This window comes from Candidatus Palauibacter australiensis, from assembly GCA_026705295.1.
Classification (GTDB): Bacteria; Gemmatimonadota; Gemmatimonadetes; order Palauibacterales; family Palauibacteraceae; genus Palauibacter; species Palauibacter australiensis.
Genome location: JAPPBA010000180.1, coordinates 56,099 through 73,492, shown reverse-complemented (window position 1 = coordinate 73,492; position 17,394 = coordinate 56,099). Strand labels below are relative to the sequence as shown.

17 protein-coding genes are annotated in these 17,394 nt (G+C 68.0%); 3 read left to right on the top strand and 14 right to left on the bottom strand.

Annotated features, from left to right (window positions below; genetic code table 11):
* The 9 genes from OXN85_15105 to OXN85_15065 all read right to left on the bottom strand — a co-directional run.
* Positions 1–829: alpha-L-glutamate ligase (locus OXN85_15105; GenBank protein ID MCY3601293.1), on the bottom strand; the 829-nt coding region annotated here is incomplete at its 3' end.
* Between the two features lie 304 nt (positions 830–1,133).
* Positions 1,134–3,500, bottom strand: a complete 2,367-nt coding sequence (locus tag OXN85_15100; GenBank protein MCY3601292.1) for an aerobic carbon-monoxide dehydrogenase large subunit — start codon at positions 3,498–3,500, stop codon at positions 1,134–1,136.
* Complete coding sequence (locus tag OXN85_15095; GenBank protein ID MCY3601291.1) at positions 3,500–4,018, bottom strand: (2Fe-2S)-binding protein; 519 nt, start codon at positions 4,016–4,018, stop codon at positions 3,500–3,502. The genes OXN85_15100 and OXN85_15095 overlap by 1 nt, the downstream gene beginning before the upstream one ends.
* Positions 4,019–4,022: 4 nt before the next feature.
* Complete coding sequence (locus tag OXN85_15090) at positions 4,023–4,961, bottom strand: xanthine dehydrogenase family protein subunit M (GenBank protein ID MCY3601290.1); 939 nt, start codon at positions 4,959–4,961, stop codon at positions 4,023–4,025.
* A complete protein-coding gene (locus OXN85_15085) occupies positions 4,958–5,425 on the bottom strand; it encodes an SRPBCC family protein (protein ID MCY3601289.1) in 468 nt (155 codons plus the stop codon). Before OXN85_15085 ends, OXN85_15090 begins: the two co-directional genes overlap by 4 nt.
* Entirely contained in the window at positions 5,422–5,631 is a 210-nt protein-coding gene (locus OXN85_15080) for a hypothetical protein (GenBank protein MCY3601288.1), read from the bottom strand. The genes OXN85_15085 and OXN85_15080 overlap by 4 nt, the downstream gene beginning before the upstream one ends.
* Positions 5,628–6,677, bottom strand: coding sequence for an XdhC family protein (locus OXN85_15075; GenBank protein ID MCY3601287.1), 1,050 nt, complete (start codon positions 6,675–6,677; stop codon positions 5,628–5,630). The genes OXN85_15080 and OXN85_15075 overlap by 4 nt, the downstream gene beginning before the upstream one ends.
* Positions 6,674–7,300 (bottom strand): nucleotidyltransferase family protein, encoded by a 627-nt coding sequence (locus tag OXN85_15070; protein MCY3601286.1) that lies wholly within the window; start codon positions 7,298–7,300, stop codon positions 6,674–6,676. The genes OXN85_15075 and OXN85_15070 overlap by 4 nt, the downstream gene beginning before the upstream one ends.
* Positions 7,301–7,369: 69 nt before the next feature.
* Complete coding sequence (locus OXN85_15065; GenBank protein ID MCY3601285.1) at positions 7,370–8,299, bottom strand: EamA family transporter; 930 nt, start codon at positions 8,297–8,299, stop codon at positions 7,370–7,372.
* A gap of 154 nt (positions 8,300–8,453) precedes the next feature.
* On the opposite strand from OXN85_15065, the gene OXN85_15060 reads away from it, so the two are divergent.
* Positions 8,454–8,921 (top strand): nucleoside deaminase, encoded by a 468-nt coding sequence (locus OXN85_15060; GenBank protein ID MCY3601284.1) that lies wholly within the window; start codon positions 8,454–8,456, stop codon positions 8,919–8,921.
* On the opposite strand, the gene OXN85_15055 is transcribed toward OXN85_15060, so the two are convergent.
* The 5 genes from OXN85_15055 to OXN85_15035 form a co-directional block, all read right to left on the bottom strand.
* The gene (locus OXN85_15055) at positions 8,918–9,712 is read right to left on the bottom strand and encodes a hypothetical protein (GenBank protein MCY3601283.1); all 795 of its coding nucleotides are present in this window, start codon (positions 9,710–9,712) and stop codon (positions 8,918–8,920) included. The two genes, OXN85_15060 and OXN85_15055, sit on opposite strands and share 4 nt — an antisense overlap.
* 335 nt (positions 9,713–10,047) lie before the next feature.
* On the bottom strand, positions 10,048–11,226 hold the full coding sequence (locus OXN85_15050) for a carboxypeptidase-like regulatory domain-containing protein (GenBank protein ID MCY3601282.1): 1,179 nt from the start codon (positions 11,224–11,226) through the stop codon (positions 10,048–10,050).
* On the bottom strand, positions 11,223–12,407 hold the full coding sequence (locus OXN85_15045; GenBank protein MCY3601281.1) for a carboxypeptidase-like regulatory domain-containing protein: 1,185 nt from the start codon (positions 12,405–12,407) through the stop codon (positions 11,223–11,225). The genes OXN85_15050 and OXN85_15045 overlap by 4 nt, the downstream gene beginning before the upstream one ends.
* A 4-nt stretch (positions 12,408–12,411) precedes the next feature.
* Positions 12,412–13,680, bottom strand: a complete 1,269-nt coding sequence (locus tag OXN85_15040; GenBank protein ID MCY3601280.1) for a 6-bladed beta-propeller — start codon at positions 13,678–13,680, stop codon at positions 12,412–12,414.
* Between the two features lie 474 nt (positions 13,681–14,154).
* Complete coding sequence (locus OXN85_15035; GenBank protein MCY3601279.1) at positions 14,155–14,850, bottom strand: hypothetical protein; 696 nt, start codon at positions 14,848–14,850, stop codon at positions 14,155–14,157.
* A gap of 698 nt (positions 14,851–15,548) precedes the next feature.
* On the opposite strand from OXN85_15035, the gene OXN85_15030 reads away from it, so the two are divergent.
* Positions 15,549–16,007, top strand: coding sequence for a beta/gamma crystallin-related protein (locus OXN85_15030; protein ID MCY3601278.1), 459 nt, complete (start codon positions 15,549–15,551; stop codon positions 16,005–16,007).
* Positions 16,008–16,644: 637 nt separating this feature from the next.
* A complete protein-coding gene (locus OXN85_15025; protein MCY3601277.1) occupies positions 16,645–17,385 on the top strand; it encodes an ABC transporter ATP-binding protein in 741 nt (246 codons plus the stop codon).
* The last annotated feature ends 9 nt before the right edge of the window (positions 17,386–17,394 follow it).

The following is a 17,394-nucleotide window of genomic DNA, read 5'->3' as shown; positions in this document are numbered from 1 at the left end:
ACTTACGTGATTCCCTGCCGTGATTCGCGCTTCCTCGCGCCCGTTGCACCAGCGGGTCGTCCTCCGCGACCGGCGAGGGGCTGAAGAGACCGGGGCCGGCCGGGCACACCTCGAGCGCGGCTTCCTCGTTCGCCCCGGAGGGCACGTCTCTCTCGGCGGGCATTGGATTGCACGCGTCGGAGGGGCAGAGCTCGAACCCGTCTGCGGTGGAACTCCGCATGGCGAACAGGAAGCGGCCGCCGACGATCTCCACTCGCGTGATGAACGGCTCCGGGGCGTCGATGTACTGCTGGAGGATCATCCGGGCGCCGGGCCCGGCATCGAAGCCGTCGCCGTCGAGATGCCCCTCGAGTTCCCGCGCGTCGCGGAAGAGCCGGATCCCCAGCCCCTTGCCGCCCTGGTCGTGCTTCGTGATGAACGGGCCGTCGAAGGTGGCGGCGGCTTCGAGCAGGTACTGCCTCCCCACGGCCAGCACGGTGCGGGGCGTACGGATCCCGTGCCGGCGGAGGACGAGATCCTGCCGGAGCTTGCTCATCTCCAACTCGAAGGCGCCGAGCCCGTTGATCACCCGGCGGTCGTGCGCCTCCAGCCAGTACAGGAGCTGGCGGGCGAGTTCCACTGTGTGGACGTGGCCGCGCGTGTGCGATGAGGGGCTGATGCGGTTGATCCAGATGCCCTCGGGAGGCGGCGCCGATGGGTCGACGAGCCCCTCGTTCACGTGTACGAGGCGGACGCGGAAGCCTTCACTCGCGAGCGCCTCCTGAAGGGGCGGAATCCAGGCCGGGTTTTCGTACAGCACATGTATCTGCGGCAAAGCGGGACGAATCATGGGTTTCTCTCGGGTTGAGTCCGGTTGCACGGGGCACAAAAAAAGCCGCCCGGGTCGGTGGACCGGGGCGGCTCGAAGAGACGTTTTGAGCTTGGGGCTCAGCGCATCAACACACCCGGATCCACGCGTCGTGGAGACACGAACACATACAAGCGCAGGTGCTACAGGCGCAGGTCGCTCCGCGGGCGCGGAGAGGTCGGATGTCAGACGCGCGAATCATGGCGCAAGAAGATGTGCCGGCGGGCATCGCGGAGCAACTGCGGTGTCAGCGCCCAAATCATGACGGTCCCCTTCAGCCACTGCCTTACTCCGCCAGCCCCTTCTCGTTCAGCACTTCCCACACCTTGTCGGGAGTGATCGGGATGTCGAGGTGCGTCACGCCCAGGTGCGCGAGCGCGTCCACCACGGCGTTCGCGATGGCTGGAGGTGCGCCCACCGTCGCGGACTCGCCGACGCCCTTGGCGCCGAGAGGGTGGTGGGGTGACGGGGTGATCGTGTGGCCGGTCTCCCAGGCCGGGGTCTCCATGGAGGTCGGGACGAGGTAGTCCATGAAGGAGCCGGCGAGGTTGTTGCCGTCCTCGTCGTAGGGGATCTCCTCGAACAGGGCGGGGCCGATGCCCTGGGTGAGGCCGCCGTGGATCTGGCCCTGCACGATCATGGGGTTGATGATGTTGCCGCAGTCGTCCACGGCCACGAAGCGGCGCACCGTCACCTCGCCCGTGCCGCGGTCGATGTCCACCACGCAGATGTACGTGCCGAAGGGGAAGGTGAGGTTGGGCGGGTCGTAGTAGTTCGTCGCCTCCATCCCCGGCTCCATCCCCTCCGGGAGGTTCGTGTAGGCGGCGAAGGCGCAGTCCTGGATCGTGACGGACCGGTCGGGGGCGCCCTTCACGGAGAACTTGCCGGGCTCCCACTCGAGGTCCTCCTCGCTCACCTCCATCAGATGGGCGGCGATTTTCGCGGCCTTGGCGCGGATCTGGCGCGCGGCCATCGCTCCCGCGGCCCCGGCGGTCGGGGTGGAGCGGCTGGCGTACGTGCCGAGGCCGTACGGGGCGGTGTCGGTGTCGCCCTCCTCGACCTGGACGTGCGCGGCGGGGAGGCCGAGTTCCTCGGCGATGATCTGCGCGTAGGTGGTCTCGTGGCCCTGGCCCTGCGACTTGGTGCCGAAGCGGGCGATCGCCTTGCCCGTGGGGTGCACGCGCACCTCGGCGGAGTCGAACATCTTGATGCCGAGGATGTCGAAGTCCTTGGACGGTCCCGCGCCGAGCACCTCGGTGAAGCTGCACACGCCGATCCCCATCAACTCGCCGCGCGCGCGCTTCTCGGCCTGCTCGCGGCGCAGGTCGTCGTAGCCGATCATCTCCTTCGCCTTGTCCATCGCGGCCTGGTAGTCGCCGCTGTCGTACTCCCAGCCCAGCGGCGACTGGTAGGGGAAGGCTTCCTTCGGGATGAAGTTCTCCTCGCGCAGTTGCGCCGGGTCCTTCCCGATCTTGTGCGCCAGCGTGTCCACGACGCGCTCCATGCAGTGCACGGCCTCGGTCACGCGGAAGGAGCAGCGGTAGGCGACGCCGCCCGGCGGCTTGTTCGTGTAGACCGCGTCCACCTCGGCGTACGCCTGCTCCATGTCGTAGGAGCCGGTGCAGATGGAGAAGAGGCCGGCGGGGAACTTGGAGGGCGCGGCCTGCGCGTCGGAGTAGCCGTGGTCGGCGAGCGTCTTGATGCGGAGTCCGCGGATCTTGCCGTCGGCGTCGGCCGCGAGTTCGGCGTCCATGTGGTAGTCGCGCGCGAACGAGTCGGCCTGGAGGTTCTCCATCCGGTCCTCGATCCACTTGACCGGCTTGCCCAGCACGACGGAGGCCGCGATCGCGACCACGTAGCCGGGATAGACCGGCACCTTGCCGCCGAAGCCGCCCCCGATGTCGGGCGACACGACGCGGATCTTCTCCTCGGAGAGCCCGACATGTCCGGCCACGAGCGCGAGCACGGTGCGGATCGCGTGCGGGGCCTGCGTCGTCATGTAGACGGTGAGATGGCCCTCGACGGGGTTGAAGTCGGCCACGCAGCCGCAGGTCTCGATCGAGGCGACGTGGATGCGCGGCACGTGCATGCTCTCGCGCACGACGACGTCCGCCTCCTCGAACACCTTGTCGGTCGCCTCCTTGTCGCCGGCCTCCCAGTGCCAGATGCGGTTGTCGGTCTGGCCCTCCTTGTCGGTGCGGAGGACGGGTGCGTCGTCCTCGAGCGCCTTGAAGGGGTCGATGACGGGTTTCATGGGCTCGTAGTCGACCTCGACCGCGGCCACGCCGTCAGCAGCGGCGTAGCGCGAGGTCGCGATGACGGCCGCGACCTCCTGCGCCTGGTACATGACGGTGTCCGTGGGGAGCACCATCTGGGTGTCCGACATGAGCGTCGGCATCCAGTGCAGGTTGTACGCCTCGAGGTCCTTGCCGGTGAGGACGGCGAGCACGCCGGGCACCTCCAGCGCCTTGCTCGAGTCGATGCCCTTGATCTTCCCGTAGGCGATCGGGCTGCGGACGATGTCGAGCCACAGCATGCCGGGGAGAACGATGTCGTCGATGTAGTTGCCTTTGCCCTGCAGGAAGCGCGGGTCCTCCTTGCGCTTCATGGAGTGCCCCATGCCGCAGATGTCGGCGGAAGTCTTCGGTGCCATCAGCTGTCCTCCCCGTCGGTCGCGGCGTTGGCGGTTTCGGCGGCGGCGGCGCCCATCTTCTCGGCGGCGTACTGCACCGCCTTCACGATGTTCACGTAGCCGGTGCAGCGGCAGAGATTGCCGGAGATCGCCTCGCGGATCTCGGCCTCGCTCGGGTTCGGGTTCGCCTCGAGGAGGGCGGCGCCGGTCATCAGCATGCCGGGCGTGCAGAAGCCGCACTGGAGGCCGTGCTTCTCCCAGAAGCCCTCCTGGAGCGCGTGCATGCCGTCGGCTCCGGCGAGCCCCTCCACGGTCCCGATCTCGGCCCCGTCGGCCTGCACGGCGAGCACGGTGCACGACTTCGTCGGCTTGCCGTCGATCAGCACGGTGCAGGCGCCGCAATGGGTCGTGTCGCAGCCGATGTGGGTGCCGGTGAGCCGCAGCTCATCGCGGATCAGGTGGACGAGCAGCATGCGCGCCTCGACCTGAGTCTCATGCGCCTCGCCGTTCACGGTGACGCGGATCGGAATTGTCGCCATCGCTCTATCCTCCCGCTCCGGCGCGCGCGAGCGCCTGGCGTATGGCTCTCGCCGTCAGCACGCGGGCCATGTTCCTCTTGTATTCGACGGAGCCGCGCCGGTCCTCGACCGGTTCGGTCATGTCGGCCGCGGCCTGGGCGGCGGCGGCGATGACCTCGTCCGCGTCGGGCGCCTTCGTGATCGCGTCGCGGACCCGCTCGATGGCGCCACGCAGCCCGCCCGCCGGCACGAAGTCCGCGCCGAGCAGCGTCTCTTCGGCGGCGGTCGCACGGATGGGCGCGAAGCCCAGGTTCGTGAGCCCGACGCCGGCCTGCGTCACCTTGCCGTCGTCGTCCAGCGTGAGCTGCACCGCCGCGCCGGCCACGGCGTAGTCGCCCACCTTGCGCTCGAGCTTCACGTAGGCGCCGCCGCTGCCGGCGGAAGGGACCGGGATCCGGATCTCCGTGAGGATCTCGTCCTCCCCGAGCGCGGTCATGAAGAGACCGTGGAAGAAGTCGTCGATGTCGATCGTGCGCTCGCCATTGGGCCCGGTGGCGACGACGCGGGCGCGCAGGGCGAGCATCGTAGCCGGGTGGTCGTTCGCCGGGTCGCCGTGGGCGATGTTGCCGCACACCGTGGCGCGGTTGCGCACGAGCGGGTCCGCGATCACGCGGGCGGTGTCGAGCAGGATCGGATAGCGGTCGGCCACCGCCGCGGATTCCTCGAGTTGCGTCTCGGTCACGAGCGCGCCGATGCGGAGGTAGCCGTCCCGTTCCTCGATCGTGTCGAGCCCGGGGATGCGGCCGATGTCGATGATGTGTGCGGGAGAGGCGAGCCGAAGCTTCATCATCGGGAGGAGGCTCTGCCCGCCCGAAATCACCTTCGCGTCGTCCAGTTCACCGAGGAGGCCGATCGCGTCTTCCAGTTCGGCCGGCGCGTGGTAGTCGAACTGCGGGGGAATCATTCCTCTGCCTCCTTCGGCTCGTCCTCGAGGGCGCTCGTCAATCGCCTGACGAACTCCTGCAACATTCGCTTGGAGACGACCTGGGTCATGCCGCGGCCGAGCTGCGCGAGGATCCCCGTGACGGTGACGTCCGAGTCCATCGTCACCTCGGACCCGCCGTCCGGCAGCGCCGCCACCCGGCTGTTCATCGTCATGTCGGCGGTACCCATGCCGGCCTTGCCCTGGCCCAGCGCGCGGACCACCGCGGACCGCTCCTCTTCGTTCAACTCGAAGGATACTGTCCCGGTATAGGCGGCGACGAGGGGTCCGACCTTGACGGTCATGCCGCCCTCCCAGGTCGTGTCGTCGATTTGCTCCGTGATTTCCGCCCCCGGCAGGAGTTCGGAGAGCTGCCGCGGGTCGGAGAGAATCGCCCACACCTCGGCGGCGGGCGCGTCGATCGTGAACCCTTCCTCGATTCTCATGGGCCTCTGTCCTCCATCGTCACCCGCGCGGAGCGTCTGCGATGAACCACGAGGACATAGGCGATGACGGCACCGATGGATACCACCATGCCGATGTTCCCGTAGGTCGTATTGACCTGCAGTCCAAGGAACAACGAGAACGAGAACATCAGGTACAGCAATGCGATCACCGCCACGTGTACGGCGACCTTCAGCGCGGTCTTCATTGCTGCCCCCTCGTCACGTGTTGCTGGAGATATGCTTCCGGCGAGGCGTCGAATCGAGTTCGGCAGCCCTCGCAGCAGAAGTAGACGGGCTCCCCCTCGAAGACGGAGGACGGAGAACCCGCCACCGGGACGGTCATGCCGCAGACGGGATCCGTCGCCTGCCCCCGGCTCTCCAGCTCGCCAGCCGCCGCTTCCGCCGCGGACGCGTCACGGACCCCGCCCGCGTCGCTGGACTCGACCGCCTTCGCCCCCGTCCGTTGTGCCTCGAGCTGGACGATTTCCGCGAGGATGCTCACGGCGATCTCCTCGGGGCTTTCGGCGCCGATATTCAGCCCGGCGGGCCCCCGAACCCGGGCGATCCGGGCCTCGTCGAGTCCGTGAGCGGCGAGGACGCGGCGCACTTCTTCCATCCGGGTGGGGGAGGCGATCACGCCCAGGTAGTCCGGGGCGGCGGCCGCCAACTCCGCGAGCGAGCGCTCGTCTCGGCGTCCCATGGTGGCGACGACCCCGTACAGCCTCCAGCCGCGGGGGCGTTCGGCGTAGCGCGCCGCCGTCTCGGCCAGATCGTCCACGAGTTCGTCGGCGGCGGCCTCCAGCACCTCATCTTCGGAGACCTCTTCGGAAGGCTCGGCTACGGTGGTGTATCCCATCGCGCCGCCGAGGCGCACGAGCGCGAGGGCGACGGGCGAACGTCCCGCCACGATGAGGACGGGAGCCGGAAGAACCGGATTCACGTGCACTTCCACCTTCCCTCCGCTGCTGCAGGACATGGGTACTGGGACCAGGCCGTCCGGGCGTCCGGGACTCGACCCGAAGGCGAGGAGCCTGGGCTCCCCCTGGTCCAGGGTCTCCAGCGCGTGACGGATCACCTCCGACCGGGTGCAACTGCCGCCGATCCAGCCGTGCATGACGCCGTCCGCCGAGATCAGCGCCATGTTGCCCGGCTTCCCGCTCGTAGGGCGCTCGCTCCGCACCACCGTGGCCAGCGCGTACGGCCGGCGCTCGGACGTGAGCCGCGCCGCGAGATCGAGCAGGTCGCGTTTCACGGGAGATTCTCCGCGCGGAGCCCCACCCCGGCGAGTTCCAGCCGCGCGGACTCGTACTCATCCGGCCGGTCGAGGTCCCTGAGCCGGTCGGGCGGCCAGTCGACGAGGACCGCCTGCTCGTGGTGGCGGCGCACGACCTCCCGCCCGCACCCCGCCCGCATCCGGGAGATCTCGCCGAACAGGCTGCGGTCGTACAGGATGGGCGGCGCGTTCACCTCGCCGTAGCGCGACACGACGAGCGGCGCGTCGGTCTCCGCGTGCCGTTCCACCAGCGTACGCACCATGCGCTCGGTCACGAAGGGCATGTCGGGGAGCATGACGACGGCGGCCCCGCGGGACGCCGGCACCGCGGCGACCCCGCACGCCACGGAGGTCTGGATGCCCGTCTCGTGGTCGGGGTTGAACACCGGTGCGCAGGCGAGATTCGCGACCTCCCGTTCGACCGCCCCCCGGAAACGTCCCGTGACGAGAATGATGGGGTCGAGTCCGGCCTCACCCGCGAGGCGGACGGCCCGGCGCACGAGGGTCTCGCCACCGATGTCCAGCAGGAGCTTGTTGCGCTCCATGCGGGTCGATGACCCGGCGGCCAGCACGATCCCCGCTACCCGGCGCTCGTCGGACATGGACTTCAAGGTAGGTCGGCGCCGGATACCGTCGCGAGACCGGCGCTCCGCGAGAGAGGCAGGCTTGGCTCATGGCGCGCGACGGCGGCGGCGTCCGGCGAGACCGCGCGCCACGGCGATGCCCGAGAGAATGACGGCGGCGCCCGCCAGTTGCTGCGGCGTGGGCGTCTCTCCCAGCCACATCCACGCCGTCGCCAGCGCGATCACCGGGACGAGGTTCTGGTACACCGCCGTCCGGCTCTGTCCGATAGTCTTCATGCCCCGCGACCAGAGCAGGTAGGCGATCGCGATCCCGAAGACGCCCGTGTAGGCCGTCGCGAACCAGATCCCCACCGGGATCGAACTCCAGTCGACGCGCGTCAGGTCCGGGATCCCCATGGCGACGATGACGGGAAGGGCGGCCCAGAGCGTCCACCCCGTCACCTCCAGCGCCCCGCGGCGCTTCGTGATGCGCCGTCCGAAGACGGTGAAGGACGCCCAGGAGAGCGCGGCCCCGAGGACGAGCAGATCGCCGAGACCGGCGCCTCCGACTTCCTGCGTGCCGCCGGTGATGAGGATCGCCATCCCGGCGATCGTCGCGGCGACACCCAGGAGCATCGCGAGGCTGAATCGCTCCCGCCCGAGCGCGGACGCGATGAGGAGCACCCACACGGGACTCGTGGAGAGGAGCAGCGCCGCGTTCCCGGTCAGCGTCAGGTCGATCCCGTAGATGAAGGTGGCCTGGAAGATCACGTGGCCCACCACCGCGAGTCCCACAACCCGCGGCCACTCGCTCCGCGGCGGGAGGACCGGCCGCCCGGTGGCCCGGAGGAGGAACAGGACGGCCAGCGCCGCGAACGGGAAGCGCACCGCGTTGAACGCGAGCGGATCGAGTTCCCGCAGGACGATCTTCACGACGGAGAAGTTGATCCCCCAGATGATCGCCGTCGCCAGGAGTCCGAGGTCGACCGTGAGGTCGCGCGCGCGCCGGGAGTGCCGGCCGCCCTTCGAGTTCGTCAATCGCGCAAGCCATGGGGTATGGGGACAGGAGGGCCCCGGCAGGAACCCCGGGGACGGGACGGCTGAGTATATTCCGGGAGTACTCCGCGAGTCGACCGCTGTGAGGCGACCGGCCGGAATCGAACGCACACGCCGTGGCGAAACGAGCGTCCTGATGAATGACGAGTTCATGAGGCGGGCCATCGACCTGTCCGAACGCAGCGTGGAGGAGGGTGGCGGACCGTTCGGCGCCGTCGTGGTGAAGGACGGCGAGATCGTCGCGGAGGGAACGAACCGCGTCACGCTGGACAACGACCCCACGGCACACGCCGAAATCCAGGCGATTCGAAGGGCCTGCGACCGGCTGGGAACGTTCGATCTCGGCGGTTGCGAGATCTACGCGAGCTGCGAACCGTGCCCGATGTGCCTGGGAGCGATCTACTGGAGCCGGATCCGCCGCGTGTACTACGCGAACACTCGGGAGGACGCGGCGCGCATCCGGTTCAGCGACGAGGACATCTACGACGAGTTCTCCCTGCCACCCGAGGAGCGCCGGATCGTCTCGCTCGTGCGGATCCCCGCCGCCAGGGCGGGGGACGCCTTCGAGCGCTGGACCCGAACACAGGACAAGACGCCGTACTAATCGGTTCTCGTCCGCCGATTGGCTCCGATCCGCTCGGCCAGGAGCGGGCGCGCAAAATCGCGCGCGAACTGTGCGAGCAGGTGTTGGCGGGATGTGGCTGCCAGCTGACCGAGCGTGCGCCCCGGCCACCTCATCGACTGGCGGTGGAGCGTCGGTCGGGGGATCCACAGACGCCCGGCCACGCGGTCCCAGACAAGCCCGGATGACCGCAACTCGTGGGCCCGGAGAATCACGAGCGCGCGAAGGAACCGGGCGAGAGTCGTGCGTCCGGCGACACTCGTCCGAAACTCCTGAGACAACGTGACGTGAGAGCGGCGAACAGTGGCGGCCAACTCGCGCACGCTGCGAACCGGCCGGTCCGTAGCCGCCGCCTTCAGGCCGTGCGCCAGGGCCGAGCGAAGGGAGGGAGACAGGGTCGACTCCTCGATGTCCCGGGCCAGACGGAGCCCGTGGTCCTCGCCGCACGCGGCGTGGATCGCGGGGTGGAGCATGCTCGGGAGATCCTCAAACCACACGACGGCGGACACCGTGATGCCGCTTAGCTGGAGCGCGACCTCGGGGTCGGGGTCCGTGACCACGATGACGGGGACTCCGGGACAGTGATTCTTGATTATCTGCAAAGGCTTGATCCACCGCGCCAGATTCTGCGCGCGGCAGCCCAGAATCAAGCATCCGACGTCGACATCGTCGCCTGCCAGGCCGCCGATATCGGTAACGATGCGGACGGGACCCTCGACCGCATTCTCGATAGATGCGGCGTCGTACGAAGAATCCGCGACGATGTTGATCATTCGAACCTCCTCGAACTCCGACGAGGGAGACCGGAGCGGGCAATCCTTCCGTCGCGGATCAGCAGTCCGCCAGGGTCTTCCACAAGCGAAGCATGGCGCCACAGTGGGGTTAGCTCGGAAGTCATAAGCGTTTCGCGTGAACCAGGAGCTTTTCAGTATGCCGGGGCTGTTATGGAGTCCCCAGTGCGTAAATCAAGGAAACTTCGAGTTCGGCGTCAATCGTACTGGAAAATACGAATTGTTTTATTTTGGGTTATCAGTGGCAATTATGGCGGAACTATCGTCGGTAGTCTCGATCATTTTGGCTTTTCGATACGAAGAGTCCTTAACGCCGGTCATCGCGGAGAACGGTCGGTGCGGCGGAACAGCGCAAGCACCTCGCCGCTGTACTCGTCGGGCACCGCGAGGGGCAAGAGGGTGGTCCCCGTGCGCGGAGCTGAGAAAGAGCGAGACACCAAGCGCGGCCTGAGCATCCGCCACTCGCGGATCAGCCAACGATCACCGCCAACACGCTCGAAGCGAAGTTGCCCTCCGAAACGAGACTCCTCGATGCCGATGGTGCCAACGCTGGCGCGGCGGCCCGGTAAGCGACGCTCGTGGTAATCCCGTAGCGGCGGAACCAGGTATCGCCGGAGGAACGGCCGCAGCGAGGTGTAGTTGAACGCCAGTTCCCGCGGTTCGTTGGCCACGGTGTCGATCCACAGCACGCCCCTGACATCGACAACCTCCCGGCCGGGCCTCGGCTCGAACGCCAGCCCGGCCGCGACCTCAGTCCCAGTCTCGGCCTCGGCCGTGCTCAGGCAGTGCGTCGCGAGGAACCCTGGCGACGCCAGCGCGGCACCGTCCGGGGCGTAGAAGGTGGTCATCGAATCACCAACTATGTCGCCGTACCCGTACGTCTCCAGATGTCCCGGCGACGCGTTGGGCAGCGCCTCCGAGACCATGACGGTGACAGTGTCCCGTGCACGGCGGAACCTGCCGCGATTCCAAATCCTGATCGGCCGTTCCAGCCGCACAAGCAGAGAGTCGCGAGTGTCGGCGGCGGACGTCGAATCCAGGATCGGGAGGACGGACTCGTAGAGTGCGAACGCACGCCGCCGCTCCTCGGGCGTCGTCGGACAGTCGGTCTGCTCCGTCACCATCAACTCCGGGAGCGGCACCGCCCGCACCGGGATCTCGAGGCGAAGGGGTTCGGACACCTGCGCGGAGTCGATGCGGATCGGGCCGGAGGTCCAGGAATCGTAGCCGATGCGCGACACGCGCACGCGGTACGTGCCCGGAGGCGGCAGCGGCAGGCTGAACGAGCCGCTGGCGTTCGACAGCGTCTCCCACACGACGGCGCCGTCGAGACCGTCGAGCGATACGAGCGCCCCGTCCACTGGCGCGCCGTCGCCCTCCGACAAGAGGAGGCCCGTCAGCCGCGCGCCGGGCTCCTGAGCGGCGACCACGGGCGCAAGCAGGCCCAGCGCGAAGCTCGCGACGAAGGCCGCGCCGATGGATGCGGGCGCGGTCAACGTCCACCTTTGTCCCGCTGCGACCGGAAGATCGCGAGGATTCTGCCGCTGTGCGTTAGCGGAACAGCCTTCGGCCGGACGTACGCTCCGAGGACGACGTCGCTACGAAAGAAGATGGCAAGGTGTGGACGAACGATCCTCCACTCGCGCACAAGCCACCCGCCACCTTCGATTCGCTCGAAGTGGAGGGCGCCGCCGTAGTCCGACTCGATCAACTCGATCGCGTGGAACCTGACGCGACGCCCCAGTTCCTCCTGGCGCCGCGATAGTACATGACTCTCCAGGTTCGGCAGCAGGTATCTCCGCAAGAACGGACGCAAGGAGGTATACCTAAACTCCAACTTCTGCGGTTCCACGGCGACCGTATCGATCCACAGGACGCCCTGGACATCGACCACATCGCGGTCGAGCCTGGGCTGGAAGGACAGCCCCGCGGTGACCTCATCCTCTGCCTTCGTCGTGCTGAGGCAGTGCGTCGCGAGGAAGCCCGGCGACGCCAGCGCTTCTCCGTCAGGGGCGTAGAAGGTGGTGGTTGAGTCGTTGACCGCCTCCGCGTACCCGAACGCCTCGAGGTGTGTCGGCGCCGCGTTGTTCAGGGCCTTCGGCACGACAACCGTTACTGTGTCCTGCACATATCGGAAGCTGCCGCGTCTCCACACCCTGACCGGTCGATCCAGCCGAACGACCAGAGAGTCGAAGACCTCTTCGGCCGACATCGAGACGAGGGCCGGGAGAACCGATTCGTAAAGTTCGAACGCACGCCGCCGCTCCTCGGGCGTCGTCGGACAGTCGGTCTGCTCCGTGACCAGCAGCTCCGGGAGCGGCACTGCCCGCACCGGGATCTCGAGGCGCAGGGGGCCGGTCGCCTGCGCGGAGTCGATGCGGATCGGGCCGGAGGTCCACGACTCGTAGCCGATGCGCGACACCCGCACGCGGTACGTGCCCGGAGGCGGGAGCGGCAGGCTGAACGCGCCGCTGGCGTTCGACAGCGTCTCCCACACGACGACGCCGTCGACACCGTCGAGCGACACGACCGCCCCGTCCACGGGCGCCCCGTCGCCCTCCGACACGAGGATGCCCGTCAGCCGCGCGCCGGGCTCCTGCGCGGCGACCGCAAGCGCAAGCAGGGCCAACGCGAAGCTCGCGGCGAGGGCCGCGCGGACACCGGCGTAACGAATCATGCGGTCATCCGCCGGCGCGCCTGACCCGTAGTACTTGAACCGCGGGCACGTCGAACGCATCGCGCACCTCTGCCCACACCCGGTCTCCGCTCACGGCGAGCAGCCGGGCATCCTCGGGGGCCGCCACAGTCGACACCTCGCCCGCGCGACCCTCCCCGGAGATGACGATCCACTCGTTCGACCGACCGGACGGGTCGTGGATTTGAAACCACATGTCGCCGTTCGGGTCCATGATCACACCCTCGTCGATGATGCCCCGCCCGCGATTCTCGACCGGCGGGTGGTGGCCGGGCGCGTCGAGCGCCTCCATCACCGCGCCGACCGCTGCCGAGCGGCTGGGGAACGCGCCGAGTTCGACCACCCGCTCCACGGCCTCGAGATCTTCCGCCCACGCCCGGATCTCGCCGGCGTCGAGGGGGCGCGGCTCGTACGACACCTTCACGGTGTCCACGATACCTCGCAACACGTCGTGCCGCTCCACGACGAAGAACGCGGGCGAGCCCGCTGGCGTCGGACGCCGGATGACCGCGACGCGCCGCCCGCCGGGCCCCACGGCGATCATATCACTGTGAGAAAACGGATTGCGCAGTTGCAGGCTGCCGTCGCCCGTCGGTATCCGGGCCGCGACGGATCGGTCCCGAAGGTCCAGAAGCGCAAGGGGAGAGCCTTCCGGATCGGCCCCGCGCTCGACGCGAAATGCGAGCACCTCCGCCAGTACGTCCCTCTCCGCCCACCTGAAGGCCATTATGCTCTGGTCCGCCAGGGCCGCGAACGGTCGCACGATCTCGCCGTCCGCCGTCGCGGCATCCCACGTGGCCGGGCCGAAGTCCGCCAGGCTCTCCCCGGTCGAAGCATCATAGAGGTTGACGCGGCGCCGCGCATCCGCGACCCACAGCGTGTCGCGCCCCAGCAGCCCGAGACGCCACGGCGAAAGCAATTCGCCCGGACCCTCGCCACGCCGACCGATTCGCCGCCGGAAGGACCCGTCCGGGCCGAACGCCAACACGCCTTCCGTGCGCGCATCGAGCATGAACACTGACCCGTCCGCCGCTTGGACCAACTGCACGATGTACGTGAGGGGCACGCTGTCGGGGACCGCCAGGCCGGCGACCGCGACGAGCGTGTCGCGACGCTCCTGGGCCGAGAGGCCCGCGGCTGCGGCGAACACCGCCACGACGGCAAGCACCACCTTGAGCATGATCCGATCCCCCATCCGTCCTTCGAGGCCGCCGATGATCGGAGGATGCACCGGGCCCTGGTTTCCTCCGATCATCGGCAACGCCCGAGCGGCCTCAGATGACGATGGACTCGGTCCGGCGACGCATGTCCTCCGCCTCATCCGCACTGTAGGCTCTCGCTACGATGCGGTTCTTGCAGTCACGAACGTGTTGGAACGTCGACTGCGGTGTCCCGGGTGCGTCGGATGTTACCGATGCGAATGTTCGCTCTCGCACGAGCGCGCCGTCCGCACCGACGGATGTGGACTGGGTGCGCGGGATGCGAGGATCACACCACAGGCGGCCCCACGAAACACAAAACGAAATGCCCCCCCATTCGCCGCTATAGCACGAGTCGTTGAGATACGGACCGTCAGATGTACACTCAGCCGTCAAGGAATCGCACGTCTCACACCACTGTGCTTGGACGGTGTCCGGCGTCAGAACTGCGACGCCGAGGATGATCGCGGCGGCGATCATCCAGTTGGAGATCTTCTTCGTTAGCATGTTTCTGCTCCTTGGTTTCGGGTTCACTTCCTGGCCCGGTGTGGTTGCCAAGTCCATTCGTAGGTGAGGATTTCGACGTGGTCCGTCCGGCGGAGGGCAAGCAGTTGCCGTCGGTCCGGCGCGGTGTCGAGAATCCCGAACGGAACGTCGATGACCCGCCGGCGCGTGAACGCGCCCGATGAATCGTAGATGACAAGGTGACGCCGGTCCGACGCGAGATCGGCCAGCACCTGGACGAAGCCGGAGTCGAGGGCGAACACGCCCGTGCCGACCCACGGGTCGCTCGCGTAGTAAGTCTCGTTGCCGGCAGGGATAAGCCCCGCCGCTGTGCGGTCGCCGCCGTCCGCGGCGGCCGACCAGGCGAACGGATAGTGGCGCGACGAGACGATGATGCCGCGTGGCCCGCTCGACACGGAGATGGCCGCGCTGTCGGACCACGCGATCGGCAGATCGACGCCCGACCGGGAGGTCGTGCCACCGCCCCTCACGAGCGAGACCCACGTCGTCGGGATTCCGTCGGGTCCGCCGAGGCCCGTCCCGCTGGCGGACACCCAGCCGGTCGCGTCACGAGCCGCGGGCAGGCTCGGGTCGGGGCCGCTCCAGGCGGTCGCGCGGCATTGGTCATCGGAGAAGCGGATGACTTGCGGCTCATTCGCCCCCGCGATGCCCCCGTCGATGATCTCGATTACGGGCGCTCCCCCCGCCGCCGGGGTGCTCACGAAGGCCGCTCCGAGCGGCGCGCGAACCCTCTCGGGGCACACGGCGCGCGCCTCGGCGTGGCGCGTCGATGCGATCCAAACCGTATCGCCACTCCAGAACAGTCTGGCATCCCCTCGCGGAGACAGCGCACCGCCGCGAACGAGAACGTGCCCAGGCATTTCATGCCTGCCGGACTCGGTCAGCACCAGCCGGCCCGCCTGTGCGGACACGCGCCCGTTCGACGCGATCCACGCCGTGCAGCAGATGGCGATCAACCGCCTGTGTGATGTAGCCCGTGGTCGTCGCATGTCCCCGTGTGTCTGCTTTCTGCCGTCGTCTTACGACCCACTCCTGACCTGGATCGGTCCACAAGAGGAAAGAACCGATAGCCACATGAGGCTCCCGACAATGTCAAAACCGATGGTTAGGCGTATCAAAAGTGTTGTTTTGGCCGCGCCGCGCCCCGACCTGGTTCGGCAGGCGACCCCGAGTCCGCGAATCGTTGAAGCCGAAGCGGCGGGCCATCGACCTGTCCGAACGCAGCGTGGAGGAGGGCGGCGGGACCGGACGCCGTACTAATGGGAATTCGCCGACGAGTCCCGGCGCTTGCGGGGTAGACTCGCACGCGCGGGTCCCACAAATGGGGGATTGTCCCTCCCAGACCCCTCGCTAGCTTGCGCTGGACCGACTTGCGGCTGGGTGTAGACGGAGAATCGGAATGAGCCGAAGAAGTGGGACGAACTTCAAGGCCTCGTGTTTCGTGCTCATCCTGCTCGCGGGCTGCGGTGGCCAGGATCCGATGGGACCCGTCCCGCCCCCGACCGCCGGCATCACTGTGTTCGCGCGCGCGGACTACCGCGGTCCCCATCGAACCTTCCTCGACGATGTGGAGGACCTGAAGCGGCTGGTCGACGATCCTCAACCCCGTGAAGAGGAGTGCGCCGACAAGATCTTCGGTCAGGAATACTGGACGGACTGTGTCTCTTCCATCCGAGTCGCCGACGGGTGGCAAGCGGTCGTGTACCAGCACGATACTTATCGCGGGGACAGCCTCGTCGTCACGTCCGACATCCCGGACCTCAGCGCGATACAAATGCCATCATCACCCGAATTCCCAACGTGGACCTGGGATGAAACGATCTCATCGATACGCGTACGGCGGGAGACGCGCCCCTGAGCGCGGCTGATTACAAGGCGCGGATGGAAGGGAACGTCACGAGAATCGACTGAAATCGTTTCGTTCTTGCCCGGCCTCCGCAAGGGTCTTGAGCACGACACCTGCGTTCGAGGGCGGCTCAACGTTGACCGGGTGCGGTGCGTTCTCTAAGGTGCCGCCGCCGCGGCCGTTCCCGGGCGGGGCGGCGCGCCGATCCGCGGGACGGAAGGGGAGCCATGGCAAACCAGGTCGATGCCGGACGATCCAGGCGCCGCATGCGCTTGCTGTCCGGAGTCCTGGTGGGCCTTTCGCTCGTCGTCGTCGGTCTCGCGGAAGGTTCGCATACCCATGACGACGGGGACGATTCCCCGGCGGCGTGTCTCGTATGCGAGCTGGTGCACAAGGTGGGGCCCGTAGTCTCCTCGGCCACGCTGAGCGTCGGCGGCCCCAGTCTCGTGCGGGCTCCCGCCCTGCGCGAAGGCCGGCTGAATGTCCGGGCCGTCCATCTCTCCCCTCACCGTAGCCGCGCTCCTCCGCTTCCCATCTCTCTGTAGCGAAAGCTGTAACGAAGAGCCGCCCTGCCGGTCCGGAGACCGGCGGGAGACGTGTCGACCGTTGCGCCGGTGACCGGCGCGGCAAACGCGAGAGATGGAGATCCATGCAGACCGCCGAATCGGGTGCGGGGCGACCGCCCCTCCTCGAGGCTCGCGGGCTCAGCAAGCGCTACGGCGCCACGCAGGCCCTCGATTCCCTCGACCTGGCCATCGAGCCGGGAGAGGTCTACTGCCTCCTCGGCCCCAACGGGGCGGGGAAGACCACGACGATCAACCTTTTCCTCGGCTTCGTGCCGCCGTCCGGGGGCCAGGCCCTGGTGTCCGGGATGGACGTGTCCACCCACGACCGGGAGACGAAGCACAGGCTCGCCTACATCCCGGAACAGGTGATGCTGTACCGCAACCTCAGCGGTCTTGAGAACCTCGAGTACTTCGCCGCCCTGGGCGGGAAGGGGTCGCTGGGGCGCGAACGGCTCGCGGACATCCTCGTCGAAGCCGGTCTGGAGGGCGACGCGGTCGACCGCCGCGTGTCCGAGTACTCCAAGGGCATGCGGCAGAAGGTCGGCATCGCGATCGCGATGGCCAAGGAGGCCGATGCCCTCCTGCTCGATGAGCCGACGTCCGGTCTCGACCCCAAGGCCTCCAACGAGTTCTCGGCGCTGATCGAGCGGCTCAGGCACGGCGGCGTCGCGGTGCTCATGGCCACCCACGACCTGTTTCGCGCCAAGGAGACGGGGACGCGCGTGGGCATCATGCGCTACGGAAGCCTCGTCACGGAGCTGGGCACGGACGAGATCGGCCACGCGGATCTCGAACGCGTCTACCTGGAACACATGCATGACTAGGAGTCGGCG

Excerpts from the sequence above, each read along its gene's own strand:
- OXN85_15095 (MCY3601291.1), bottom strand. The coding sequence starts at position 4,018 with ATGGCGACAATTCCGATCCGCGTCACCGTGAACGGCGAGGCGCATGAG.
- OXN85_15070 (MCY3601286.1), bottom strand. The coding sequence starts at position 7,300 with ATGTCCGACGAGCGCCGGGTAGCGGGGATCGTGCTGGCCGCCGGGTCA.
- OXN85_15090 (MCY3601290.1), bottom strand. The coding sequence starts at position 4,961 with ATGATTCCCCCGCAGTTCGACTACCACGCGCCGGCCGAACTGGAAGAC.
- OXN85_15045 (MCY3601281.1), bottom strand. The coding sequence starts at position 12,407 with ATGATTCGTTACGCCGGTGTCCGCGCGGCCCTCGCCGCGAGCTTCGCG.
- OXN85_15085 (MCY3601289.1), bottom strand. The coding sequence starts at position 5,425 with ATGAGAATCGAGGAAGGGTTCACGATCGACGCGCCCGCCGCCGAGGTG.
- OXN85_15040 (MCY3601280.1), bottom strand. The coding sequence starts at position 13,680 with ATGATCGGAGGAAACCAGGGCCCGGTGCATCCTCCGATCATCGGCGGC.
- OXN85_15060 (MCY3601284.1), top strand. The coding sequence starts at position 8,454 with ATGAATGACGAGTTCATGAGGCGGGCCATCGACCTGTCCGAACGCAGC.
- OXN85_15080 (MCY3601288.1), bottom strand. The coding sequence starts at position 5,631 with ATGAAGACCGCGCTGAAGGTCGCCGTACACGTGGCGGTGATCGCATTG.
- OXN85_15030 (MCY3601278.1), top strand. The coding sequence starts at position 15,549 with ATGAGCCGAAGAAGTGGGACGAACTTCAAGGCCTCGTGTTTCGTGCTC.
- OXN85_15055 (MCY3601283.1), bottom strand. The coding sequence starts at position 9,712 with ATGATCAACATCGTCGCGGATTCTTCGTACGACGCCGCATCTATCGAG.
- OXN85_15025 (MCY3601277.1), top strand. The coding sequence starts at position 16,645 with ATGCAGACCGCCGAATCGGGTGCGGGGCGACCGCCCCTCCTCGAGGCT.
- OXN85_15100 (MCY3601292.1), bottom strand. The coding sequence starts at position 3,500 with ATGGCACCGAAGACTTCCGCCGACATCTGCGGCATGGGGCACTCCATG.